Origin of the sequence: Paeniglutamicibacter terrestris (assembly GCF_012271785.1) — a bacterium.
Lineage (GTDB): Bacteria > Actinomycetota > Actinomycetes > Actinomycetales > Micrococcaceae > Paeniglutamicibacter > Paeniglutamicibacter terrestris.
This window is the reverse complement of sequence record NZ_JAAWVT010000003.1, coordinates 239,210-261,221: the sequence shown is the minus strand read 5'-3', so window position 1 is coordinate 261,221 and position 22,012 is coordinate 239,210. Positions and strand designations below refer to the sequence as shown.

General features: G+C 60.4%; 16 protein-coding genes. 3 read left to right on the top strand and 13 right to left on the bottom strand.

The annotated features are described in order from the left end of the window. Positions 1 to 236: 236 nt before the first annotated feature. The 3 genes from HED64_RS08955 to HED64_RS08945 all read right to left on the bottom strand — a co-directional run bounded on the left by HED64_RS08955 (position 237) and on the right by HED64_RS08945 (position 3,868). Complete coding sequence (locus tag HED64_RS08955) at positions 237 to 1,868, bottom strand: AAA family ATPase (protein ID WP_168151685.1); 1,632 nt, start codon at positions 1,866 to 1,868, stop codon at positions 237 to 239. A gap of 280 nt (positions 1,869 to 2,148) precedes the next feature. After that, positions 2,149 to 2,817, bottom strand: a complete 669-nt coding sequence (locus HED64_RS08950) for an HNH endonuclease signature motif containing protein (protein ID WP_168151684.1) — start codon at positions 2,815 to 2,817, stop codon at positions 2,149 to 2,151. A 343-nt stretch (positions 2,818 to 3,160) separates the two neighbouring features. Beyond that, entirely contained in the window at positions 3,161 to 3,868 is a 708-nt protein-coding gene (locus HED64_RS08945; RefSeq protein ID WP_168151683.1) for a hypothetical protein, read from the bottom strand. Positions 3,869 to 4,112: 244 nt separating this feature from the next. On the opposite strand from HED64_RS08945, the gene dtd reads away from it, so the two are divergent. Continuing rightward, positions 4,113 to 4,553 (top strand): D-aminoacyl-tRNA deacylase, encoded by a 441-nt coding sequence (dtd, locus tag HED64_RS08940; protein WP_168151682.1) that lies wholly within the window; start codon positions 4,113 to 4,115, stop codon positions 4,551 to 4,553. A gap of 32 nt (positions 4,554 to 4,585) precedes the next feature. On the opposite strand, the gene HED64_RS08935 is transcribed toward dtd, so the two are convergent. The 4 genes from HED64_RS08935 to hisS form a co-directional block, all read right to left on the bottom strand. After that, positions 4,586 to 5,704: a hypothetical protein gene (locus HED64_RS08935; RefSeq protein ID WP_168151681.1), complete on the bottom strand. Its 1,119-nt coding sequence runs from the start codon at positions 5,702 to 5,704 to the stop codon at positions 4,586 to 4,588. A gap of 76 nt (positions 5,705 to 5,780) precedes the next feature. Further along, positions 5,781 to 6,107: a PadR family transcriptional regulator gene (locus tag HED64_RS08930; protein WP_132363664.1), complete on the bottom strand. Its 327-nt coding sequence runs from the start codon at positions 6,105 to 6,107 to the stop codon at positions 5,781 to 5,783. 462 nt (positions 6,108 to 6,569) lie between these two features. Next, on the bottom strand, positions 6,570 to 8,372 hold the full coding sequence (gene aspS / locus HED64_RS08925) for an aspartate--tRNA ligase (RefSeq protein ID WP_168151680.1): 1,803 nt from the start codon (positions 8,370 to 8,372) through the stop codon (positions 6,570 to 6,572). Positions 8,373 to 8,592: 220 nt separating this feature from the next. Continuing rightward, positions 8,593 to 9,930 (bottom strand): histidine--tRNA ligase, encoded by a 1,338-nt coding sequence (hisS, locus tag HED64_RS08920; protein ID WP_168151679.1) that lies wholly within the window; start codon positions 9,928 to 9,930, stop codon positions 8,593 to 8,595. Positions 9,931 to 10,198: 268 nt separating this feature from the next. On the opposite strand from hisS, the gene HED64_RS08915 reads away from it, so the two are divergent. After that, on the top strand, positions 10,199 to 11,767 hold the full coding sequence (locus HED64_RS08915; RefSeq protein ID WP_168151678.1) for a DUF349 domain-containing protein: 1,569 nt from the start codon (positions 10,199 to 10,201) through the stop codon (positions 11,765 to 11,767). 173 nt (positions 11,768 to 11,940) lie between these two features. Then, positions 11,941 to 12,591, top strand: a complete 651-nt coding sequence (locus tag HED64_RS08910) for a type IV toxin-antitoxin system AbiEi family antitoxin (RefSeq protein ID WP_168151677.1) — start codon at positions 11,941 to 11,943, stop codon at positions 12,589 to 12,591. A 62-nt stretch (positions 12,592 to 12,653) separates the two neighbouring features. Here HED64_RS08910 and HED64_RS08905 read toward each other — a convergent pair whose 3' ends face one another. The 6 genes from HED64_RS08905 to ruvB form a co-directional block, all read right to left on the bottom strand. Further along, on the bottom strand, positions 12,654 to 14,615 hold the full coding sequence (locus HED64_RS08905; protein ID WP_168151676.1) for a serine/threonine-protein kinase: 1,962 nt from the start codon (positions 14,613 to 14,615) through the stop codon (positions 12,654 to 12,656). Positions 14,616 to 14,852: 237 nt separating this feature from the next. Further along, positions 14,853 to 17,144, bottom strand: coding sequence for a RelA/SpoT family protein (locus HED64_RS08900; protein ID WP_168151675.1), 2,292 nt, complete (start codon positions 17,142 to 17,144; stop codon positions 14,853 to 14,855). Positions 17,145 to 17,384: 240 nt separating this feature from the next. After that, positions 17,385 to 18,368, bottom strand: coding sequence for a protein translocase subunit SecF (gene secF / locus HED64_RS08895; RefSeq protein WP_168151674.1), 984 nt, complete (start codon positions 18,366 to 18,368; stop codon positions 17,385 to 17,387). After that, positions 18,361 to 20,094 carry a protein translocase subunit SecD gene (secD, locus tag HED64_RS08890; protein ID WP_168151673.1) on the bottom strand — a complete coding sequence of 578 codons (1,734 nt, stop codon included), beginning with the start codon at positions 20,092 to 20,094 and terminating at the stop codon, positions 18,361 to 18,363. Before secD ends, secF begins: the two co-directional genes overlap by 8 nt. A 218-nt stretch (positions 20,095 to 20,312) precedes the next feature. Beyond that, positions 20,313 to 20,771, bottom strand: a complete 459-nt coding sequence (gene yajC, locus HED64_RS08885) for a preprotein translocase subunit YajC (RefSeq protein WP_342590686.1) — start codon at positions 20,769 to 20,771, stop codon at positions 20,313 to 20,315. A gap of 173 nt (positions 20,772 to 20,944) precedes the next feature. Beyond that, complete coding sequence (gene ruvB, locus HED64_RS08880; protein WP_168151672.1) at positions 20,945 to 22,003, bottom strand: Holliday junction branch migration DNA helicase RuvB; 1,059 nt, start codon at positions 22,001 to 22,003, stop codon at positions 20,945 to 20,947. Between the last annotated feature and the right edge of the window lie 9 nt (positions 22,004 to 22,012).

Genomic DNA, 22,012 nt, shown 5'->3' with positions numbered 1-22,012 from the left:
TATCTTCTTGAGCGGTTATCATTGGGCCTGGCCTCCATGATGGAGAGTTGTGGGAAACCGCATCCCTAGTCACTGCAACTGTCACGGTGTTAACCTTCCGGGACCGAAGTTCCAGATGGTTAGCGGTTAGACAGCTTGCCAGCCAAGGATCAATCCTACCACCGGGACCAAAGTCGAAGTGCACTGCAGGTGATGCGCCCACCTGTGACGTTCATCAGCGGACGAGATCCCCCTTCCTATTTGCCCCTGCGGTCCTTGGCCCGGATGATGCCACGAATGCGCGTAACTCGTTCCCCGATTGAGCGTTCGGCACCGTTGGCCGTGGGCTGGTAGTAGTCCACGCCCAACAAATCATCCGGTGCATATTGCTGCGTGGCGATTGAATGAGGTGCGTCATGTGAATATTTGTAGCCCTTGCCATGGCCGAGGCGACCGGCTCCGGCATAGTGAGCATCACGCAGATGCATCGGGACGCCGAGTCCACGCCCCGCCCGCACATCAGCAACCGCGGCGTTGATGGCGTTGTAAGCGGCGTTGGATTTGGGGGCCGTGGCCAGGTGCACCACCGCGTGGCCCAGGATAATGCGGGCCTCGGGCATACCAATGAGCTGAACCGCTTGGGCCGCGGCGACTGCCGTTTGCAGAGCGGTGGGGTCAGCCATTCCGATGTCTTCGGAGGCGCTGATCATGATGCGGCGGCCAATAAACCGGGGATCTTCACCCGCCTCGAGCATTTTGGCAAGGTAGTGCAATGCCGCATCAACATCCGAGCCGCGTACAGACTTAATGAACGCGCTGATGATGTCGTAGTGCTGGTCTCCAGCCTTGTCATAGCGTTGAACGGCCGCATCCATCGCGCGTTCGGTGTGATCGATGGTGATGATGATCTGGCCCGCAGCATTTAACGCATCATTGTCAGCGTGCGCTTCTTTCTCAGTGTCTGCATCATTCCGTGCGTCTGGGGATGCCTCATCGGCGTGAGAGTCATCGCGTGATTCGGCGTCTTCTTCTTGAGCCGGGTCCGTACCGGGTTCGGTTGCCTCGACCTCGGAATCCCTGGTCTGCTCGGGGTCCGTCGTCTCAGTCTCGACATCCGCTTCGTGAACGACAGTGCTTTGGCGCGGGCCACGATGCAAAAGCCCCTGGGAAGAAGCGGCGCTCCAGGCAACCGCCGCGGCGGCCTCGAGTGCCGTCAATGCACGCCGAGCATCGCCACCGGCCATGCGTACCAAGTGATCCGCGGCGGCAGCTTCGAGCACAAGTTCATCATTGAAACCGCGTTCATCACTGAGCGCTCGAGTGATCAGCCCTGCAATGTCATCCTCGGTCAGCGGCCGCAAAGTCAGCAATAGGGAGCGTGAAAGCAGCGGGGACACGACGGAAAACGACGGGTTTTCTGTCGTTGCCGCTACCAAGACCACCCAGCGGTTTTCCACTCCAGGGAGCAATGCGTCCTGTTGCGCCTTGTTGAAGCGGTGGATCTCATCAAGAAAAAGGACGGTGGTGAGTCCGCGCAGATCTCGATCTTCCAGCGCTTGGTCCATGACCCGCCTGACATCCTTGACGCCGGCAGTAATGGCACTGAGTTCGACGAAACGGCGACCCGGAGCGCGCGCAATAACGTGAGCGATCGTGGTTTTTCCGGTCCCCGGCGGGCCCCAGAGGATGATACTCGATGGACCCGATGGACCGGGGCCATCGATCCCCGCCAGCTGAAGGAGCGGTGAGCCGGCCCTCAGCAGGTGTTGTTGGCCAACGAGCTCCTCTACCGAACGAGGGCGCATTCGCACGGCCAGGGGTGCGCGCGGGCGCACATGTTCTTCGTCGTTTTCCTCGTCGTCACCCAAGGCACTGAGCAGATCATTCACTCCCCCAGCCTAGTTCAGGGGCGACCACCCATAATTCAGGGACGCCGAGCTTCCAGTGGTTGTGGGGCCCGAATGTGTCATCTGTAACGGGAATTTCTACGGTCACAGGGTTGGTGAATCGCGGATTCCTTATCGACGCGCCTGTCGATCTGACAGTAACAAGGGCCCGGGTGCTGCCATGTCCAAACGATCTGAAGGACTTGGGGGTTGTCCTTCTCAGATGCAGGAAATGAGAGCGCCCGGGAGTTTGAAAGCAAGAGATGACACGTGAACGCCGGGGTCAGTCAAACATCGGCTGGGTGTAGCCCGCGGTGCGCAGTTCGGGGTGCCAATACAAATTGCGTTGCGGATCCCCGCGTGCCTGGCCCGCTATGGCAATTACGTAGGGAATTCCTCCGATGGATTGCAGCGTGATCAGTCCTGCGTGCACTTGAAGGTGGTGGTAAAGGCACAGGGTCGAACTATTTGCGACGCTAGTTTCGCCACCTGAGAGCCACGACTTTACGTGATGGGCTTCTGACGTTGCGGCCGTTCGGGTGCAGCCAGGATAGATGCATCCCCTGTCCCTGATCGCCATGGATTTTCGTTGTGCCTTAGAGAATCCACGAGATTCACGCCCAAGATTGAGAATTTCTCCTTCCGTTCCCAACACGGCGGGGAGGATATCGGCATTGCAGGCAAGCCTTCTGATGTTCTCTGCCGAAATCGCTCGTCCACCGGCTGTCAGTCCTGCATCTTCGGCTTGTCCCAACAGGCTGCGATAACCGATCAGCACACTGATTTTTACCTTGGTTCCACCCGTCTGGCTCATGTCACTGCCGCTCAGGGCGCCCGAACACGCCGCGATGATGGCATCGAGCCACAATTGAGGGGTATTACGAGGATCTTTATCCGCGAATGACTCAAAGCCTGAGCCGTCTGGCGGAAGCCCACAATCCAGCTGGCTCAACGGCACTGACTTGGCATCGGTGGCCCTTGCCCATTGGGGAATTGGCGCACCAGCGGGTGAAAATGTCGGGGTCCCAGAAACCGAGCCGGCATCCGGTTGGCGAGGTTCATCCCAACCGGAATCCCGCACATTCTGGGGAGACGCAGTACTTGGCGATGTTGACGCGGAGAATGGTGCGGATTTATGCGAACGTGGGTTGGTCCAGGCCTCGCAGAAAGATCTGATGACCTCACTGTCTAGCGGATCGCAACGCAGTAAGTACTCGTCATTGCCGTCGCGTAACCCGCGGAAGAACAAGCCCCTCTTGGAGCGTATTTCCTCATCACTCAGGGGCGTGCCATGTTCAGCAAGATAGCTTCCCCCAATCACGCAAAGCCTTACCGCACGACTTGGGCTCCCCGGTTCTGGCTTCGTGAACCAGCGTTTCTTCGATAGCAGTATTGAGAGTGGCTGCGTCGGCACGCGGTTCGATGCGAGGCTGCATTGAATCCAATTGGCCAGCAACAGTGATGAGGTTGCCAACATCCGCACTGCCATCGGCAGCAGCCTGCGCGAGGATCGGATATCTGGATGCAGCTGGAAGTACATCGACTGCCATGTCGTGGGGATCTGGGGCCACCAATAGCTTCGCTCCGGTGAGACGCCGCCGGGCTTCGGGCGCGGAGATATGCAGATGCGCTTGCATAAAGGCCTGAGTGTTGCGCTGTGGCGCCATCCCTTCGCGCAGAACTTCGCTGGGAATTTGCTTCTCACCATTGGCCAAGCATTGTGGGTCGGCGACCATGAGGTCGATCTCATGTGCCAGCAACGGATCTAGACGGTGGATTTGCGTGGCGTCTGCTCGCGCGGTGATGACCAGCTGGGTGTAGGCGATCTTGCGTTGGAGTCGTTCTAGCAGGCCCAGAAACGTCGCGCACCCCGCAGCATCCAAGAGGGCCATCGGTAGTAGCTCGGAAGCCGCAGCAAAGCCCGCTACCAAGGCAGCCATTTTTTGGCCGATTTCCGCAATCGGTTCAAGCCCCAAACGGGGCGAGGATACTGGTGTGCCCATGTCCATAAGTCTGCCGCGTCCGCGCTTCAGCGATCGGAGCAGAAGCCCAATGTGCGGGAAAGTGAACGCTTCCCGAGTTATTCCACCAGCGGACACCTTCGCTGGGGCAGTACGTGGTTCGGGCAGTACTATCGCGCGGAGCAAGATGCGGACAATGCCGTTTAATCGATAGAGTCGTCATGCTCGAAGGAGTCTAGGCAGCCGTTAGGCTCCGACCTCGGGCACACGATGTGAAGGTGGAATAATGCGCGCAGTGTTGCAGGTGGCGTCCCGGGCCTCGGTTGAGGTCGAGGGAGTTGTCGTCGGAAAGATTGACGGGCCCGGACTCGTAGTTCTACTGGGCGTCACTCACGCCGATACTCCCGCGTTGGCCGCGAAGCTGGCAGCGAAGGTCTGGCGGTTACGCATGCTTCCCGGAGAGAAATCCTGCGAGGACCTAGACGCTCCGCTTCTGGTCATCAGTCAGTTCACGCTTTATGGCGATGTTCGCAAGGGGCGACGTCCCGGCTGGAGTGCCGCGGCTCCCGGAGCGGTGAGTGAACCATTGTATGAGCAATTCATGGCCGAACTTCGTGCCCTGGGTGCGCGCGTTGAATGCGGCCAATTTGGCGCGATGATGGAAGTTTCTCTGGTGAATTCGGGACCCTACACGCTGATTGTTGATACCGACGACCTGCCGGGCTAGGACACTAAGAACGTTACCCGGGGTTAAGTTCCTCAGTCTCTCGACTCGTCGCCCGAAAGGGTATGGGCATCGGCTTTGCGTAGGTCGCCGGCTTCCTTAATGTCTTCGCGGATGCGCTTGGGTAACCATGAGGCGATGATTCCCACTGCGAGCAAAGTCCAGATAACTGCCCTAGTGATCAGCCACGCGCCGACTGGTTCGTTGATGAACTCTGAGACGATCGAAATTCCAAAGCAGAGGATCACCAGACTGAATCCGGCCCGACGGAGCACAACTCCGCGCAGCAGTGGTGTACGAACACCCGGAGCAAGCTGGGCGGCAAAAAGTTCCACGTTACCGAATTCCTGCGCAGCAGTATGGTGTGTCCCGGCAAGTCTCCGATGTTCGCGCGGTTCTCGCAGTGCCGCGACCGCCTGAGCCTTGGAAAAGAGGTAGCGTCCACGCAGCAGGTCCTGTGCATGGGTGAACCACCGTTCGTCGTCCCACTGGGCATCATCTTCCAATGCCCGGTCCTTGGAATGTGGGCTCAAAAGGCCAAGAATCAGCAGTCCGGCACCGACTGGCGCCATGACCCAGTTCGGTGGTCCAGGGACGTTCCAGGTTTCCTGACTGGCCACTGTCGCTATCAGACCACCGGTTGCGAGCACCGTGCTTGCCCATATGACTATGGCGGTGCGGAGCCGGCCGCGCGTGCGCAGAACCCATCCCCACAGGCCGATGCCGACCAGGACGAAGACGGCGGGGAAGAGGATCATGACCGAAACAGTGAAACTGGCTATCGTCCATCCCTCGTCGAATCCCAGCCAGATGCCGAGGACAAATATCAGGAAACCGAGTCCCATCAGCATTCCTGCGATCGTGCTGGAGACGCCGGGGAAGGGCAAGCCGGACTCCAGGACAGTAACGGGAGCACGAAGCGTCTTGCCTTGAGTTCTCCCGAAGAGTACTGGCTCGCCGAAGAGCTCGGTAGGTGTCTGGCCGCTGCCGGCCACCGACTTACGGACCTCAGCCAGCGCAGGACCAATGGCATCAGCCGATGCATCGGCAAAAACCATGGATGCCGCTGCGAGTTCAGCCCACTCACGTTCCTGGGGCGTCCACAATTCAAGTTCATCGCTCCACGCGGTTTTTTTGTGCGTTTCGTGGCTCATGATGCTCCTCCGGGTGTTGCTAAATGGCTGGATGGTCCTTGCCGCGGCTGCTGGTCAGGAGAAGAAATCTGTTGTGTCATGGTCGTGTCACGGCCTCACGGAAGAACGACCAGAGTTCGCGTTGCGCGGCGAGATGTCCTCTGCCGGTGCCGGTGAGTGTGTATACCTTGCGCCCCGGTGCTCCATCGCCGTCTTCCCAGGTGCTCTCCATGTATCCCGCCGCTTCGAGCTTCACCAACGCCGGGTACAGCGTGGAACCCTTGATGGGTGAGAAGCCCCGGGCTTCAAGCATTTGAGCCAGCGCATAACCGTGGTTGGGAGTCTGCTCCAGGGCATCAAGCAAACTCATCGGCAGCAGTGCTCGTTGCCAACTACTGGGGAATTCTTTGCCGCCGCTCAGCATGAGAACTCCCCCGAAGTTGTGCGGTTGTTCCCGGATGTTGTGGCGCCAGGAGCACTGGGTGCACTCGAGAATGAGGCGGTCATGTCGTGGCCTTTCTCTGGTTGGTGCGGTACGTTCGGTACGCACGCCGCCAAAATACGTACTAAGTCAAAAATTTATCTAGATATAAAATAGTACCAGCGTTATCCCCATTGTGAGTGACTTTTCCCCACCCACGTGCCAAGGACTTGAGCAAATCCGGCACTGGTCACACGGCTCGCCGGCAGCGCTAGCCTCTGGACCGTACTTGCCGCGTCGCGGAAGCACAGCAAACGGGCAGGAGAGCAGGAAACCTGAACCGGCAAACAGATACGCGAAGGCAGCGAGCGTGCCACTCCCCCGGTCTCAGCGAGAACGTGAAAGAGGGCGCCCACCGTGTGCGGTGGGCGCCCTCTTAAGATCCCGCGGTTGGCGGGAGTGAGACTACTTTGCTTCGGCCTTGGCCGATTCGTTAGTTTCGGCCTTCTTGGCCTCCGGCTTCGTATCAACGCCGGCTTCCTTGCGCTGCTGAGCCGTAATCGGCGCCGGAGCACTGGTCAGCGGATCGAAGCCGCCTCCGGTCTTCGGGAAGGCGATAACGTCGCGGATCGAGTCCGAACCGGTGAGCAATTGCAACACACGGTCCCAACCCAGGGCGATTCCTCCGTGCGGAGGGGCACCAAACTTGAAGCCCTCGAGCAGGAAGCCGAACTTCTCCTGCGCGGCTTCCTCGTCGATACCCATCATCTTGAAGACGCGCTGCTGCACATCGGCCTGGTGGATACGGATCGAGCCGCCACCAATTTCGTTGCCGTTGCACACGATGTCGTAGGCGTAGGCCAAGGCGTTTTCCGGATCCGTGTCGAACGTATCCATGAATTCGGGCTTCGGTGAGGTGAAGGCGTGGTGTACGGCCGTCCAAGCGCCGGTTCCCACTGCCACGTCTCCGGAGGCGACCGCTGCCGCTGCGGGCTCGAACATGGGAGCGTCCACAACCCAAACGAAGGCCCAGTCGCCTTCCTTGATCAAGCCGGTGCGGTGACCGATTTCCACGCGGGCGGCACCCAACAGGGCACGTGCCTCGCTCTTTTCGCCAGCGGCGAAGAAGATGCAGTCACCGGGCGTGGCTCCGGTGGCCTCGGCCAATCCGGCGCGCTCAACGTCGGTCAGGTTCTTAGCGACCGGGCCGGCGAGCTCGCCGTCCTCCTTGTAGAGGACGTAGGCCAGACCCTTGTGCCCACGCTGCTTGGCAAATTCCTGCCAGCCGTCCAGGGTGCGGCGGGGCTGTGAGGCGCCGCCGGGCATGACCACGGCACCGACGTGCGGGGCCTTGAAGACGCCGAATTCGGTGTCCTTGAAGAAGTCGGTCATGTCACTCAGCTCAAGGCCGAAGCGCAGATCCGGCTTATCAGAACCGTACTTGGCCATGGCCTCGTGGTAGGTGATGCGGGCGATCGGGGTCGGGATCTCGACGTCGATCAGCTTCCAGATGGCCTGTACCAGGGACTCACCGAGGGCGATGATGTCATCCTGCTCGACGAACGATGCCTCGATGTCCAGCTGGGTGAATTCCGGCTGGCGATCGGCGCGGAAGTCCTCATCGCGGTAGCAGCGAGCAATCTGGTAGTACTTCTCAAAGCCACCAACCTGCAGTAGCTGCTTGAACAGCTGCGGGGACTGCGGCAGTGCGTACCAGGAGCCCGGAGCCAGACGTGCCGGGACCAAGAAGTCGCGGGCACCCTCGGGGGTGGAACGGGTCAGCGTTGGGGTTTCAATCTCCACAAAACCGTCGTCATGCAACAGGTTGCGGGCGATGCGGTTGGCCTCGGAGCGCAAACGAATGTTGCGGCTCGGGGTGGGACGGCGAAGGTCCAGGTAACGGTGGCGCAGGCGCGCCTCCTCACCAACCTCTACGTGCTCATCAATCTGGAAGGGCAGCGGAGCGGAGGTGTTCAGCACCACCACGGAATCGGCGATGACCTCGATCTGACCGGTGGCCAGTGCGGGGTTCTCGTTGCCCTCGGGACGACGCTCGACCTTGCCGGTGATCTGCAGGACGAATTCGTTGCGCAGCGGGTGGAAATCTTCCTCATCGCGCACCACTACCTGGGCGAAGCCCGAGGCGTCACGCAAATCTAGGAAGGCAACCCCGCCGTGGTCGCGGCGGCGGGCCACCCAACCGGTAAGAGTGACTGTTTCTCCGATGTTCTCGGCGCTCAAGGTGCCGAGCTGATGAGTGCGTAGCACTGCATTCCTTTCTACAAAGGTGCAAATTTCCGCGTGGGGTTCCCGGGTTCGGGCTGCCGCCACTATTTTCAGCGGAGCGCCCGCGGGGTGCGGAATTGGGAAGAATCTATGTGCGAGTTTACCGTTAGCGGCAGACCCAAGTTGTCCCAATGCCCATCGTTGTGGGCTGACTCACCACGAGTCGGCCTCAAACGGTGGGCATTGGGACGCTGTGTTGGGATTAGTCGCGGTTCGCCGTGATCGTATTGAGCAGGTCCTCGGCGGCGGGGATCCAGGTGGTTGGGTTAGCCGAGATCTGTTCGCCGGTGCGGATGTCCTTGACCTCATGGGTGCCCTCGGGAGAGGTGAACCACACGAACGGGATGCCGCGCTTATCGGCGTACTTGATCTGCTTGCCGAATTTATCTGCCTTGGCAGCAACTTCGCAGGCGATTCCGCGACCGCGAAGTTCCGCTGCAACATCCTGCGCCTCGTTCCAGGAATCGTCGTTGGCCAGCGTCACCAGCACCGCGGAGGGTACCGTGCGTGCTGCGGTGGCGGTTTCCTCGGCCAGCATGCGAGAGACCAAGCGGGTCACGCCGATGGACAGCCCCACACCCGGGTAGTTTTTCTTACCGGTGGAGGCCAATGACTCATAACGACCGCCCGAGCAAATTGAGCCCAGTGATTCGTGGCCAACCAGGACCGTCTCGTAGACGGTGCCGGTGTAATAATCCAGACCGCGGGCAATCGACAGATCGGCCACTACCTTGCCTGGTGCCCGGCGCACCGCTGCCTCGATGACCTGCGAGAGCTCGTCAAGTCCTTCTTCGAGTAGCGGGTGGCTCACGCCCAGGGCCCGCACCTGCTCCACGAAGGAAATATCGTCGGTGCAAATCTGGGCCAACGACAACGCGGCGGCAGCCTGTTCGTCGGTGGCACCCAATTCGGTTTTTAGCGCCTCGGCAACCTTGGCGGCACCGATCTTTTCCAGCTTATCGATCGAACGCAAAACCCCGGCGGTGTCGCTCAGACCCAGTCCGAGGTAGAAGCCTTCAGCCAATTTGCGGTTATTCACGCGCAGCCTAAAGTCACCGATGGGCAGGGCCGACAGTGCCTCGGCGATCACCAGGGCCAGCTCCACGTCGTAACGGAAGGGCAGCTCACCGTCACCGACCACGTCGATGTCGGCCTGGGTGAATTCGCGGAAGCGGCCGTCCTGCGGGCGTTCACCACGCCAGACCTTCTGCATCTGGTAGCGACGGAACGGGAAGGCTAAGTGCCCGGCGTTCTCCACCACGTAGCGGGCGAAGGGGACGGTGAGGTCAAAGTGCAGGGCCAGGGCATTCGGGTCGTTTTTAGCCGACTCCTCGGCGGCCAGACGGGAAAGCCCGTAGACCTCCTTGTCGATCTCGCCCTTACGCAGGAGCTGGCCAACGGTTTCCACGGCACGGGTCTCAATATTGCCAAAACCATGCAGCTCGAAGATCCGACGCAGCGTGTCCAATACATGCTGTTCCACCGCGCGCTCCTGTGGAAGCCATTCGGGGAAGCCGGATAGTGAGGCCTTGCGTGCCATGAAGTCTGTACTCCTATAGAAGAGGGAAAGCTGATGCCGTGATGTTGGCCCGATGCGACGAGCAGTACTGAATGCTGGTGCTTTATGGGCCCACGGCGCTCACAAGTCTACTGGGGGTGTGACTGCGCCGAGCGCGAAACCACGCTATTCGCGCATCGATTTACCGCGGCAGAGTACCAAATGGCACAAGCGGACGGGTAAAGTGGCGGAGACAGTTGTGCCCCAGTGCATATTACCGGGGCCGAACCTAAGCGAAAGAGTTTCAGCGGTGACCACCAGTCAGCAATCCGACGACAATCTCCAGCCAGCAGCAATGGCCGAGGAGCAGCAACCCGAAAGCACCCCGGCGCAGGCCGAGGCAGCTACGGAGGTAACTCCGGTTACAGAGCCCGCCGCCCAAGAAGCACCGGCGACGGAAGAAACCCCGGCAGCCGAACAGGCGCCGACCCCCGCAGCAGCACCGAGCCCCGCAGCAGCACCGAGCCCCGCAGCCATGGTCCCTTCCCCCCGGGCCCCGCGTCCGGCCGGAAAGCACGCAGCCAAGGCCCCTGCCCCGGTAGCAACTCCCCCAACCTTCTCCACCCCGTTGGAAGACGCCGCTAAGATCAGCCGCGTTTCCGAAGACGGCCATGTTTTTGTCATCATTGATGGCACCGAACACCCGGTGGGTCAGTACCCCGATGCCACGGCCGAAGAGGCACTGGCATACTTCGTGCGTAAGCACGACGAGGTCGTCTCCGCACTGATGCTCCTGGAGCAGCGTGTAGCGGCTAAGGCACCGAGCTCGGACATGAATAAGACTCTTGATCACTTGGCCGCCACGGTTGCCGAGCGGAATATGGTTGGCGATATCCCGGCCCTGGAAGCTCGCATCGAAACCGCACGCGGTGCCGTAGCCACGCTGGTTGCTGCCGAACGCAAGGCCACCGACGAGCTGCGAGCCACCGAGCTGGCCGCCCGCGAGGCCATCGTTGCCGAGGCCGAGGCTCTGGCCGCCCTGGATCCCTCCACTGTTCAGTGGAAGCAGGGTTCAAACCGTATGAACGATCTCTTTGATGCGTGGAAGACCGCACAGAAGTCGGGCGTGCGTCTGGGACGTTCCACCGAGGATTCCTTGTGGAAGCGATTCCGCGGGGCTCGCACGACCTTTGATCGTCACCGTCGTGCTTACTTCTCGCAGCTTGATGCCACCAACTCCGAGGCCAAGGGCGCCAAGGAAGCATTGATTGCCCGTGCCGAAGAGCTCTCCAGCTCCACGGACTGGGGAGTCACCGCCGGGGAGTACCGCCGTCTGATGGATGAGTGGAAGTCCTCCAAGCGCGCTTCGCGCAAGGATGACGACGCTCTCTGGGCTCGCTTCCGCGCCGCCCAGGACGTCTTCTTCGAGGCCCGCCTGAACGCGAACGCCGCCATTGACGAAGAGTTCGGTGCGAACCTCATCGTCAAGGAGGCCCTGCTTGTTGAGGCCAAGGCCCTGTTGCCGATCAAGGATCTGAACTCCACCAAGAAGTTGCTGGATTCGATCCGCGATCGTTGGGAAGCAGCGGGCAAGGTGCCGCGCGCCGACATGCAGCGCGTTGAATCCTCGCTGCGTCAGGTTGAAGAGGCAGTTCGTTCGGCCGAGGACGAGCAGTGGCGCCGGTCCAACCCGGAGACCAAGGCACGCTCAAACTCGATGCTGACCCAGCTCGAAGATGCCATCGCCGGACTGGAAGCCGATCTGGCCAAGGCACAGGCCAAGGGCGTCGAGTCCAAGATCAAGGCGGCTCAGGAGGCACTTGACGCTCGTCGTTTGTGGCTCGAGACGCTGCAGAAGTCTTCCGCAGACCTCGCGTAGTTATTAATTAGCAGCGCCTTCGGGTGGGCACGGTTCTTGTGAACCGTGCCCACCCGAAGTGTTTAACGCCGTTTCACGCCGCGCCCGCCCAAGAGCCCTGTTGGTTATCCACAATTTGGGGCACTGCCCTGACGCTGGACGTCGGGAGCTGTGAGAGTTAGACCATGCAAAACATGGCCACAACGCAGCGCACACCCGGTGGCAAACATCTCACCGATCTTCCTACCGCTACCCCAACGACAGCGGGCGCTCCCCCAGTAATCCTCGTAGGGGGAACCTTTACGCTCAACGAGCTGCAGGCTCTGCGCCTACGCGGTGCCTTGCGTGAAGTGTTGCCAGGTGCCTATGTGTCAACGGTGTACCCCGATGTGCCGCTCACGCGCGCTCAGGTGGCGGCGTGCGTGGCTGGAAAGCAGCTAGTGCCCTCACGTGCGCTCTGTAAGGGAACCGCAGCGTGGATCCTCGGCTGTGCACCGATGCCACGCGAAATAGATATCATGGTGCCGCGCTATCATCGGCCCTGCGCGCCCACCGCGGGAATGGTGCTTCGTCTCTCCGAGGGACCGCTGGATGACGAGCAGATCTGTCTCTACGGCAACGTGCCCGTCACCTCGCCGCTGCGCACCGCGATGGACGTCGCGTTTAATTCCGAACTACGTGAGTCGCTGCCGATTCTTGCCGCCATCAACGCGAGCGCACACCTACGCTGCGACTACGGACAAATGTTCATCACCATCGCTCAGCAAGCGCGGAGGCCGGGTCGCCGCCGAGCATTGCTCGCCATCACCAAGCTCATGAGCGCAGAGCTTGCGGACATTGACTGATACCAAAGCGGTCCAGCCGCCGGGGCATGGCGTTGCCTGAAGCAGCGCGATGCCAACGGTGCTCAGTCGGCGGTTGGGGTGAAGACGGGGCTACCAAACCCGAGCATTGCTGACTCTGACCCGCACGTTTCTTCCTGCCAGTTGATTTCCAGCTTTTCAACACCGGCCAGATCAATATCCCAATCGCGGTAAGAGACATCTGAAATGGTGGCGGAGTCGAAAACAACCCCGTCGATGAGTGCCTCGACGTGTACCGCGGTAACACTTTCCTGCTCCACATTGGCCAGGGCCACGATCATGGTGAGCTTGTCGTAGTCTCCGGAGAGGTCATAAACGACACTCCCGCTTTTTGGTTGCCCGGTGGTGCAGACACTGGCGCCGAGTGCCGTGGCGTGAACAACGCCCTTCATTGTGGCCCCATCAATGGACAGCAGCGAGCCTTCGGCGGGTAGTGGTGAGCCTATCGCTTCGGGAGACGGGAGCTCCGGTTCATCACTCTGCGCTCCCTCACTCGGCGGTTCCTGATCTTCACCCACAACACCAACGGTCAGACTTTGCCCCAGCGGCTCGCTAGGTGCTGGATTCTGCTCGCTGATCTTACCCACTGGAACATCTGGTGAGGTGGTACCAATGAGTTCCAGTTTGACCTCCGCAGGAAGTGCGTTGCGCGCCTCACTCACGCTCATGCCACGCAGGTCCGGAGCAATGTTTTTGGCCGCCGTGGCCGTGGGTGTCACCTGTGGGCTGGGTACTGGATCGGGGTCGTTCTTCTGGCCGTTGAGAAAAACGAACACCCCTGCCGCAGCCAAGAGCACGGCCAGTAACGCCACGACGATGACCACCATCAAGGCGCCTCTCGATCCACCAGATGTGGCGGAGGGCGCATCGGGCGCGAAACCGTTAGGACCATCGCCGTACACCGTGGGACCCAACGGTGGCGCCAGCGGCGGGCTCGCCGGCGGCATCACCCCGTTGGCGCCCGGCGTGACAGGGACATGTCCACGGGACGTGGGCAGCACCTCGGTAGGTTGGAAGACTTCTGTCGCTTCCCCCTCCTCGTGCACCACCTCTGGCTCCGAGATACCGTCGGTTGCCGGCAACACCACGGCCGGGGTCTGCGGCGGTGCCGGCAGGGATACAGACTCGGGCGCGCCCGCAGCAGTTAGCGGCAGCGGGGCCAAGGGAGCCTCGAGTCGCTCGGCGGCTGCTATGCCGGAGAACTGCCGGACCAGCTTCAGGAGCGCATCTTCGACCGCTGCGGCATCTGCGGGGCGTTGGGTGGGATCCTTGGCCAGAAGCCAGGTGATCATGTCCCACAGGGCATCGGGAATCCCCTCGGGACGAGCAGCCGTTGTTGTTGCGTGGCGCAGCAGCACCGCCATGACCGAGTCACCGGCAAACGGCGTCACTCCCACGGCCATTTCGTACAGCACGATGCCCAGCGAATACAGATCCGAGGCCGGCAGCGCGTTATGGCCTGCGCCAATCTCTGGGGCAATGTATTGCGGGGTTCCCACCACGGTGGTGCTGCGCACGTGGTCAACATCGATCAGTGAGGAAATGCCGAAGTCGGTCAGCTTGGGAATGGGAGCAGCGGTCGGCCCGTCAAGCAGAATGTTGGCGGGTTTGATATCGCGATGCACGATCCCGGCGGCGTGAACCACCGATAGGCCGCTGGCGATCCCGGCACCAATCCGACAGATTTCCGAGGGAATGAACGGACCGCGGCTCAGGATAGCTTGGCGCAGATCTCCACCGGCCACCAGATCCATGACAATGGCCAAGGTGTCGCCCTCAATGACCAGATCGTGCACTTCCACCAGGTTTGCCCCACGTAGGGCCAACAAGATGGAGCGTTCGCGCATAAAGCGTTCGACCAACGCGGTGTCACTGGCCAGCTCGGCATGAAGGATTTTGAACGCGAGCTCGTGGCCTTGGTGGTCGTTTCCCCGGTAGGCCTCGCCCATGGCCCCGCGGCCGATGCTTTCCTCGATCGTGTATTTACTGCCCAGCGCGCGCGACATGAAAACCCTTCGAAGATTCAGGCGGAATGATCCACTCGCACCCAAGGTGCTTGATCGACCGACAAGTACTCGTCAGTCTAGATTCCGCCAGAAGAGTTAGTCCAATCCATGAGATAAATCGATTCCGCCCATGAATCAACGTCGTGATCCGAAAAAGCGAAACACCGGGTCACGAACTCGCCAGCGGCAAGTTGTGACCCGGCGTCCAATACAGCGCGCGACGGTGTGATGCACGCTCTAACTGCGTCGATTTCCCCCGGAGGTACGGTACACGTCGTACACCCCGTCAATGCGACGTACCGCATTCAAGACGTGGCTCAGGTACTTCGGATCGCCCATCTCAAAAGCGAAACGGGAGAACGCAACGCGGTCACGTGAGGTGGAAACGCTGGCGGCCAAGATGTTGACATGGTTTTCCGAGAGGATCCGCGTCACGTCCGAAAGCAGGGACTTGCGGTCCAATGCCTCAACGAGGATCTCTACCAGGAAGACACTGGACTTGGTGGGCGCCCACTGCACCTCAACCAGGCGGTCGGGCTGCTGCTCGAGCTCCTTCAGGTTCACGCAGTCGGTGCGGTGCACCGAAACTCCAGATCCCCGGGTAACAAAGCCACGGATCGGATCCGGTGGCACCGGTGTGCAGCAACGTGCCAGCTTGGCCAGCACCTCGCCAGCACCCGGGACAATGACTCCCGCGTCGGAGTCGGCCAAACGGCTGGGCACCGCGTAGATCGGGGTCTCTTCCAAGACCTCCTCGACCTCGGCGCCCACGCCACCGACCAGTGCAGTGAGATGTTCAATAACGTTCTGAGCGGAGGTATGCCCATCACCCACGGCAGCGTACAGCGCGGAGATGTCATGATGGCGCAATTCCTGGGCGACAGCGGAGAGCACGTCGTGAGTCATCAGCTTCTGTAGCGGAAGATTATTCTTCCGCAACGCCTTCGTCAGCTGTTCCTTGCCCTTTTCGATGGCCTCTTCGCGGCGTTCCTTGGTAAACCACTGGCGAATCTTGTTCCTGGCGCGCGGGGACTTAACAAAGCCAATCCAGTCCTGCGACGGGCCTGCTCCTTCGGCCTTTGAGGTGAATACCTCAACCATGTCGCCGTGGTGCAATTCGGAATTCAACGGCACCAATTTGCTATTAACTCGCGCACCGATGGTGCGATGACCAACATCGGTGTGCACCGCGTAGGCGAAGTCCACCGGGGTGGCCCCCACCGGCAGAGACATGATCTGTCCCTTGGGCGTGAAAACAAAGACCTCGGCGGTGTTGATCTCATAGCGCAGCGAATCCAAGAATTCGTTGGAGTCACTGGTTTCATGCTGCCAGTCCATCAGGCTGCGCAGCCAGTCCATGTCCTGGTCTTCCACGGTGTGACCGTCCGTGGGAGTGCCGTGCTTGTATTTGAAGTGCGCCGCCACACCGTACTCGGCACGCTGATGCATGTCGTGGGTGCGGATTTGGATCTCCACCGGCTTACCGCCGGGGCCAATCACCGTGGTGTGCAGCGACTGGTACAGGTTGAACTTGGGCAGGGCAATGTAGTCTTTGAAGCGCCCGGGTAGCGGCGTCCAGCGCGCATGCATGAGTCCCAAGACCGCATAACAGTCCTTAACGCTGTCGACCAGGACGCGCACACCCATCAGGTCATGGATGTCGTCGAAGTCTTTACCGCGAACAATCATCTTCTGATAGATCGAGTAGTAGTGCTTGGGTCGTCCGCTGACGGTGGCCTTGAGTCGGGCCTGGACAATGTCTTCGGAGATTGCGGCGCGAACCGTGGTCAAATACTTTTCGCGTTCCGGGGTGCGCTCCCCGACCATCCGCACAATCTCTTCGTATACCTTGGGGTGAAGCGCAGCGAAGGACAGATCCTCGAGCTCCCACTTCACGGTATTCATGCCGAGCCGGTGTGCCAGCGGGGCGAAGATCTCGAGTGTCTCGCGTGCCTTCTTGGCGCTGGATTCCGGGGAAACATAGCGCCAGGTGCGTGCGTTATGCAGACGGTCGGCGAGCTTGATTAGCAGCACCCGAATGTCCTTGGACATCGCGATGACCATCTTGCGCACGGTTTCGGCTTGGGCTGCTTCGCCGAACTGCACCTTATCTAGCTTGGTGACACCGTCAACGAGCTTGGCGATTTCTTCGCCGAACTCCCGGGTCAGGGTCTCTAAGGAGTAGTCGGTGTCCTCAACGGTGTCGTGCAGCAGCGCTGCGGCGAGAATTGCCCCGGTCATACCCATTTCGGCCAGGATGGTTGCCACGGCGACGGGGTGGGTGATGTAAGGGTCACCACTCTTACGCTTTTGACCTTCGTGGAAGTGCTCTGCCACGGCATAGGCGCGGGCGAGCAGATCAATGTCTGCCTTGGGATGCTGTGCCCGTACCGTGCGCAGCAAGGGTTCCAGGGTGGGGGGCTGGGCGGTGGTTCCCCGTCCGGCCAGGCGGACCAGACGGGAGATTGTTCCGCGCTTTGGTGCCGCTGGTGGGCCCCCTGGCATCATGACACCATGGTTCTCAACCATCTGGCGCCTCCTCTCGATCGGGGTCCCTCGTGTAACGCTGACGCCGCATGTCGTTCGTTGCTGTTCAAACGCTTGTTCACGCACGTACTTCCGGCCCTGCAAGACCGAAGGTGAACGTCCGTCAAACATCCTCTTGCTAGGTTATAGCACTTCGGGACCAAAAAAGGACGGCGAGCTCACGGAGTTCCCTCCGTGAGCTCGCCGCCCAACGCCCGCGAAACGGGCAGTGACGTCTGCGCCTTATGCGCTGGTCAGACGATAGTCCGCCAGCTTCTTGTTGTGAGCCTGTACCTCTGGCTCACGGTGTCGCAGCCACGAGTACAGTGGCGCCTGCACAAAGAGCGTGGAAAGCGCGGAGACGATGATGCCGATAAACAGTGCCAGGGAAAGATCCTTGAGCGTTCCGGCACCCAAAAGGTAAGAACCGATGAACAGAATCGACGCGACCGGCAGCACTGCTACAACCGAGGTGTTGATCGATCGAACCAGTGTCTGGTTGATACCCAGGTTCACCAGCTCTTCGAAGTTCCGCTTCTTTTGGTCAAGGAAACCGGCGGTGTTTTCACGTACCTTATCGAAGACCACCACTGTGTCATAAAGCGAGTAACTCAGGATGGTCAGGAAGCCGATGATCGCCGAGGGGGTGACCTCGAAACCGGAGAGAGCGTAGATCCCGGCGGTAATGATGACCACCTGGAGCAGCCCGATGATTGCCGCGAGTGACATCTTCCAGGTGCGGAAGTATGCCGCCATCAGCAACGAGACCAGCAGGATGAATACGACCAAACCGATGAGGGCTTGCTTGGATACATCCGCACCCCAGGTCGGGCCGACGAAAGTGGAGGTTACCTCCGACTTGCTGACCCCATAGGCACCGGCCAATGATTCGGCGATCTGAAGGGTCTGATCATCGGTCAACTTGTCGGTCTGCACACGCATGGTGTTCGGAGCGATGTTGGTGACACGCGGGTGATGATCCGGCGCCAGCGAGATGACCGCTTCTTCTCCGGGAGCAATGTCGCTGTGGACGACCTTGGAAATCGTGAATTCGGATCCACCGCGGAATTCAATGCCGAGATTAAATCCGCCCTTGACGATGGGGACCAGGATGGAGAGAACCACCAGGACGGCGGAGATGGCGAACCAGAGATTGCGTTTGCCGGTGAACGGGTAGGACCGCTTGCCCGTGTAGAGCTCATTGCCCCAGCTTGCGAGACTAGCCATTGGTGGAATCCTTCTCTGCGCGTTCGTCCTGCTGGGTGGGGACCGCGGTGGTGGTCGCGGCTTTGCGTCGCTCGGCGATGGTCTGCCGACGCTCGGCTTCGGAGGCTGCCTTGGCGTTCTTCTTACCGCGAGCCGCCTCGGCTTCGGGGCTGAAGCTACGCACTCGACCGGCACCGCGGTACAGCGGTACGGCTCCGAGCAGCGAAGGATCAAGTCCCGAGAAGCGGTGTCCTTCGCCGAAGAACTTCGTCTTGGAGATCAGCTGCAGGATCGGGTGGGTGAGCAGGAAGACGATGATGATATCGACAACTGCCGTCAGGCCCAGGGTGAAGGCGAAGCCTCGGACGTTGCCCACTGCGGCGATATACAGCACCACTGCGGCCAGAACGTTGACTGCCTTCGAAGCCAGGATGGTCCGCTTGGCGCGCTTCCAACCAATCTCCACGGCGGAGGCCAGCGGTCGTCCATCACGGAGTTCATCGCGGATACGTTCGAAGTACACAATGAATGAGTCGGCGATGAGGCCGATGGCCACGATCAGACCCGCAACACCTGCCAGCGAGAGCCGGTAGTTCATTGACCAACCCAGTAGCACCAGAGCGAGGTAGGTCAGTATGCCCGAGGCGACGAGTGACACGATGGTCACCAAGCCGAGCAGTCGGTACTGGAAGATCGAGTAGATGGCGACCAGGAGCATACCGATGAGGCCGGCGATGAGGCCACTGCGCAACTGATCCGCGCCGAGGGTGGCGGAGATCTGCTGCTCTGACTGGATGTCGAAACTGATCGGCAGTGCGCCGAACTTCAGCTGATCGGCCAGCGCCTTGGAGCTCTGCTCGGTGAAGTTGCCGGTGATTTGTGCGCGTCCATCGGAAATAACGGCATTGGCCGTCGGAGCGGAGATAACCGTTCCATCCAAGACGATGGCGAACTGGTGCTGGGCTCCGGTCATCGGAACCAAGCGCTTGGTGACCTCGGCGAACTTCGACTTACCGTCATCGTTGAAGACCAAGGTGACGGCCCATTCGCCGGTAACGGCGCCCTGGGTACCGCGTGCCATGCCGAAGGAAGCATCGGCGATGTCGGCACCGGGGACCTCAACCGGACCCAGGATGTATTTAGCGCCCATGTCCGGGTCGCAGGAAATCAGCGGTTTGGCCGGATCGTGCACCTCATCGGAGCCGTTGGCCAGCACCGTGGGGCAGTCAAACTTCTCAAATTCCTGGTACAGCGCGGCGTCAACCCAGTTCAGATCCGAACCGTTTTCGGGCTTCGCCGACGGCTTGGGCAAATCGGCCTTGGCCAGACGCTGGTCCTCGGGGGTCGCGGTGAACGAACCGGAATAGATGACCGGGCGGAACTCCATATTGGCCGAAGCCTGGATGAGCTCGCGGGTACGAGAATCGGGAACACCAGGCATGGAGACCACAATATTGCGGCCCGACTGTGTGGTGATCTCGGTTTCTGATACGCCGGTAGAGTCCACGCGCTGGCGAATGATTTCCACTGCTTGGTCCAGCTGTTCCTGCGTCGCGGCGCTGCCACCCTGGACACGCGGTGACAAAATCATTTGGGTGCCACCCTCGAGGTCGAGGGCAAGCTTGGGGGCAAAAGCAGCCTTCCCACTGAGCACGCCGGTAATGAGGATGGCGGCCGAGATGAGGAAGATAACGCCGAGCCACAGCAGGGATTTACGCGCCTGCTTGATCGGGCCAATAGATGACATCGTGAGGCTTTCTGGTTGTTCCGCCGCCCTGACGGGGACGAAGTTTCGGCGGAAAACCCGAAGACGACCTCTCCCACTAGGGGAATCAAGAGTCGCTCCGGGCCGCTTGGTGAAGTCTGGCCAAGACTGGATCGCTCACCCGCAGAATTTCACCCGCGGTAATCCAGCTGCCGTTCGCTGCTACGCGAAGGAATTTTTGACGCTCATGGCACCAAAAATTAGGCCTTGGGGCCCTTACCTTCGTCGTTGAGGCGACGCAAGGACTCCTCCGGGGTCTCGGTGAGATCCGTTGCGGTGGCTTCGGTGTTGGTGCTGGTCAGCGACGATGCGTCATCCGGAATCACGACAGGAGCCTCGGCAACTGCCTCATCCGAGGCAACTACCTTGGCAACAACCTGCGAGTGAACGGTGACGAAGCTGCCCGGAGAAACTTCCAAGACAATCTTGTTTTCGTCGGTGTCAATGCTGGCAATCGTGCCGTAAAGACCAAACTGGGTCATGACCTCGGCACCAACGGCGAGGTTGGAACGGATCTCTTCCTGAGCCTTGGCAGCCTTCTTCTTGCCGCGCATCATCATGAAGATCAGCAGGGCGAATGCGGCGAGCATGATCAACATGGTCGGGTCGAATGCGGCCTTTTCACCGGTAGCGGCTTGGGCCAGAACAAAATCGTTCACGTGTGGATACCTGTTTCTAAGTCAGTGTCATCGGCACACACAGTGGACTTTGTGCAGCCGGTAGGCCTATCCATACTATAGGGACTACATGAACAAACCCTGACCATTGACGGCATTCGCTCGGCCAATCGTCTAGATCCCGCTGGCTAGCCCACAACGATGTTCGCCGTGAGCTAAGTCTCGTCCTCGGAATCGAGCTCGCCACTACTCTGGCTGGCAAAAATGGCGTCAGCTGGCATACGTAGCCCCAGATGCTTCCACGCCGCAGCCGTGGCGATGCGCCCGCGCGGGGTTCTGCCGAGCAAACCCTCGCGCACTAGGAAGGGTTCGGCGACGGTTTCCACCGTTTCGGTTTCCTCACCAACCGCAATGGCCAGGGTGGACAGGCCCACCGGTCCCCCACCAAATTTGGTGCACAGCGCCAGCAGCACCGAACGATCCAGGCGATCAAGCCCTCGGGCGTCCACCTCATACATATCAAGAGCCGCCGAAGCCGCGCGAGCATCAATGCTTTCGAGCCGATTCACCAGCGCCCAGTCACGAACGCGACGTAGCAAGCGGTTGGCAATACGCGGGGTTCCACGCGAACGCGAGGCAATTTCGTAGAACGCCGCGGAGTTGACCTTCAGCGAAAGCATCATGGCCGAACGCCGCAACACCAGTTCAAGTTCCTCGACACTGTAGAACTCCAGATGTCCGGTGAAGCCGAATCTGTCGCGTAGCGGCCCGGGCAATAGGCCAGCTCGGGTCGTGGCGCCCACCAAGGTGAAGGGCGGTAATTCAAGTGGGATGGCCGTGGCCCCGGCGCCCTTGCCCACGATGATATCAACCCGGAAGTCCTCCATGGCCATGTAGAGCATTTCCTCGGCGGGGCGGCTCATCCGGTGGATCTCGTCGAGGAAAAGCACTTCACCCTCCGTTAGTGAGGAGAGGATGGCAGCTAAGTCACCGGCATGCTGAATGGCCGGTCCCGAGCTAATGCGCAGCGGTGCGTTCATTTCCGCGGCGATGATCATCGACAAGGTCGTTTTGCCCAGACCCGGAGGGCCAGAGAGCAGCACATGGTCGGCGGTGCGCTCTCGAATTTTTGAGGCCTCAAGCACGAGTGAGAGTTGCTGGCGCACTCGAGCCTGTCCAACAAAATCGTCCAGGTTCTTAGGACGCAGGGCAGCCTCGAGCACACGCTCCTCGGGTTCGGATCCCGCATTGGTCAGTGCGCCGGTTTCGGTCATGTCCTACTC

Coding starts and splice junctions, on each gene's coding strand:
- HED64_RS08945 (WP_168151683.1), bottom strand. CDS start 3,868: ATGGGCACACCAGTATCCTCGCCCCGTTTGGGGCTTGAACCGATTGCG.
- dtd (WP_168151682.1), top strand. CDS start 4,113: ATGCGCGCAGTGTTGCAGGTGGCGTCCCGGGCCTCGGTTGAGGTCGAG.
- HED64_RS08935 (WP_168151681.1), bottom strand. CDS start 5,704: ATGAGCCACGAAACGCACAAAAAAACCGCGTGGAGCGATGAACTTGAA.
- HED64_RS08930 (WP_132363664.1), bottom strand. CDS start 6,107: ATGCTGAGCGGCGGCAAAGAATTCCCCAGTAGTTGGCAACGAGCACTG.
- hisS (WP_168151679.1), bottom strand. CDS start 9,930: ATGGCACGCAAGGCCTCACTATCCGGCTTCCCCGAATGGCTTCCACAG.
- HED64_RS08910 (WP_168151677.1), top strand. CDS start 11,941: ATGGCCACAACGCAGCGCACACCCGGTGGCAAACATCTCACCGATCTT.
- HED64_RS08905 (WP_168151676.1), bottom strand. CDS start 14,615: ATGTCGCGCGCGCTGGGCAGTAAATACACGATCGAGGAAAGCATCGGC.
- HED64_RS08900 (WP_168151675.1), bottom strand. CDS start 17,144: ATGGTTGAGAACCATGGTGTCATGATGCCAGGGGGCCCACCAGCGGCA.
- secF (WP_168151674.1), bottom strand. CDS start 18,368: ATGGCTAGTCTCGCAAGCTGGGGCAATGAGCTCTACACGGGCAAGCGG.
- secD (WP_168151673.1), bottom strand. CDS start 20,094: ATGTCATCTATTGGCCCGATCAAGCAGGCGCGTAAATCCCTGCTGTGG.
- ruvB (WP_168151672.1), bottom strand. CDS start 22,003: ATGACCGAAACCGGCGCACTGACCAATGCGGGATCCGAACCCGAGGAG.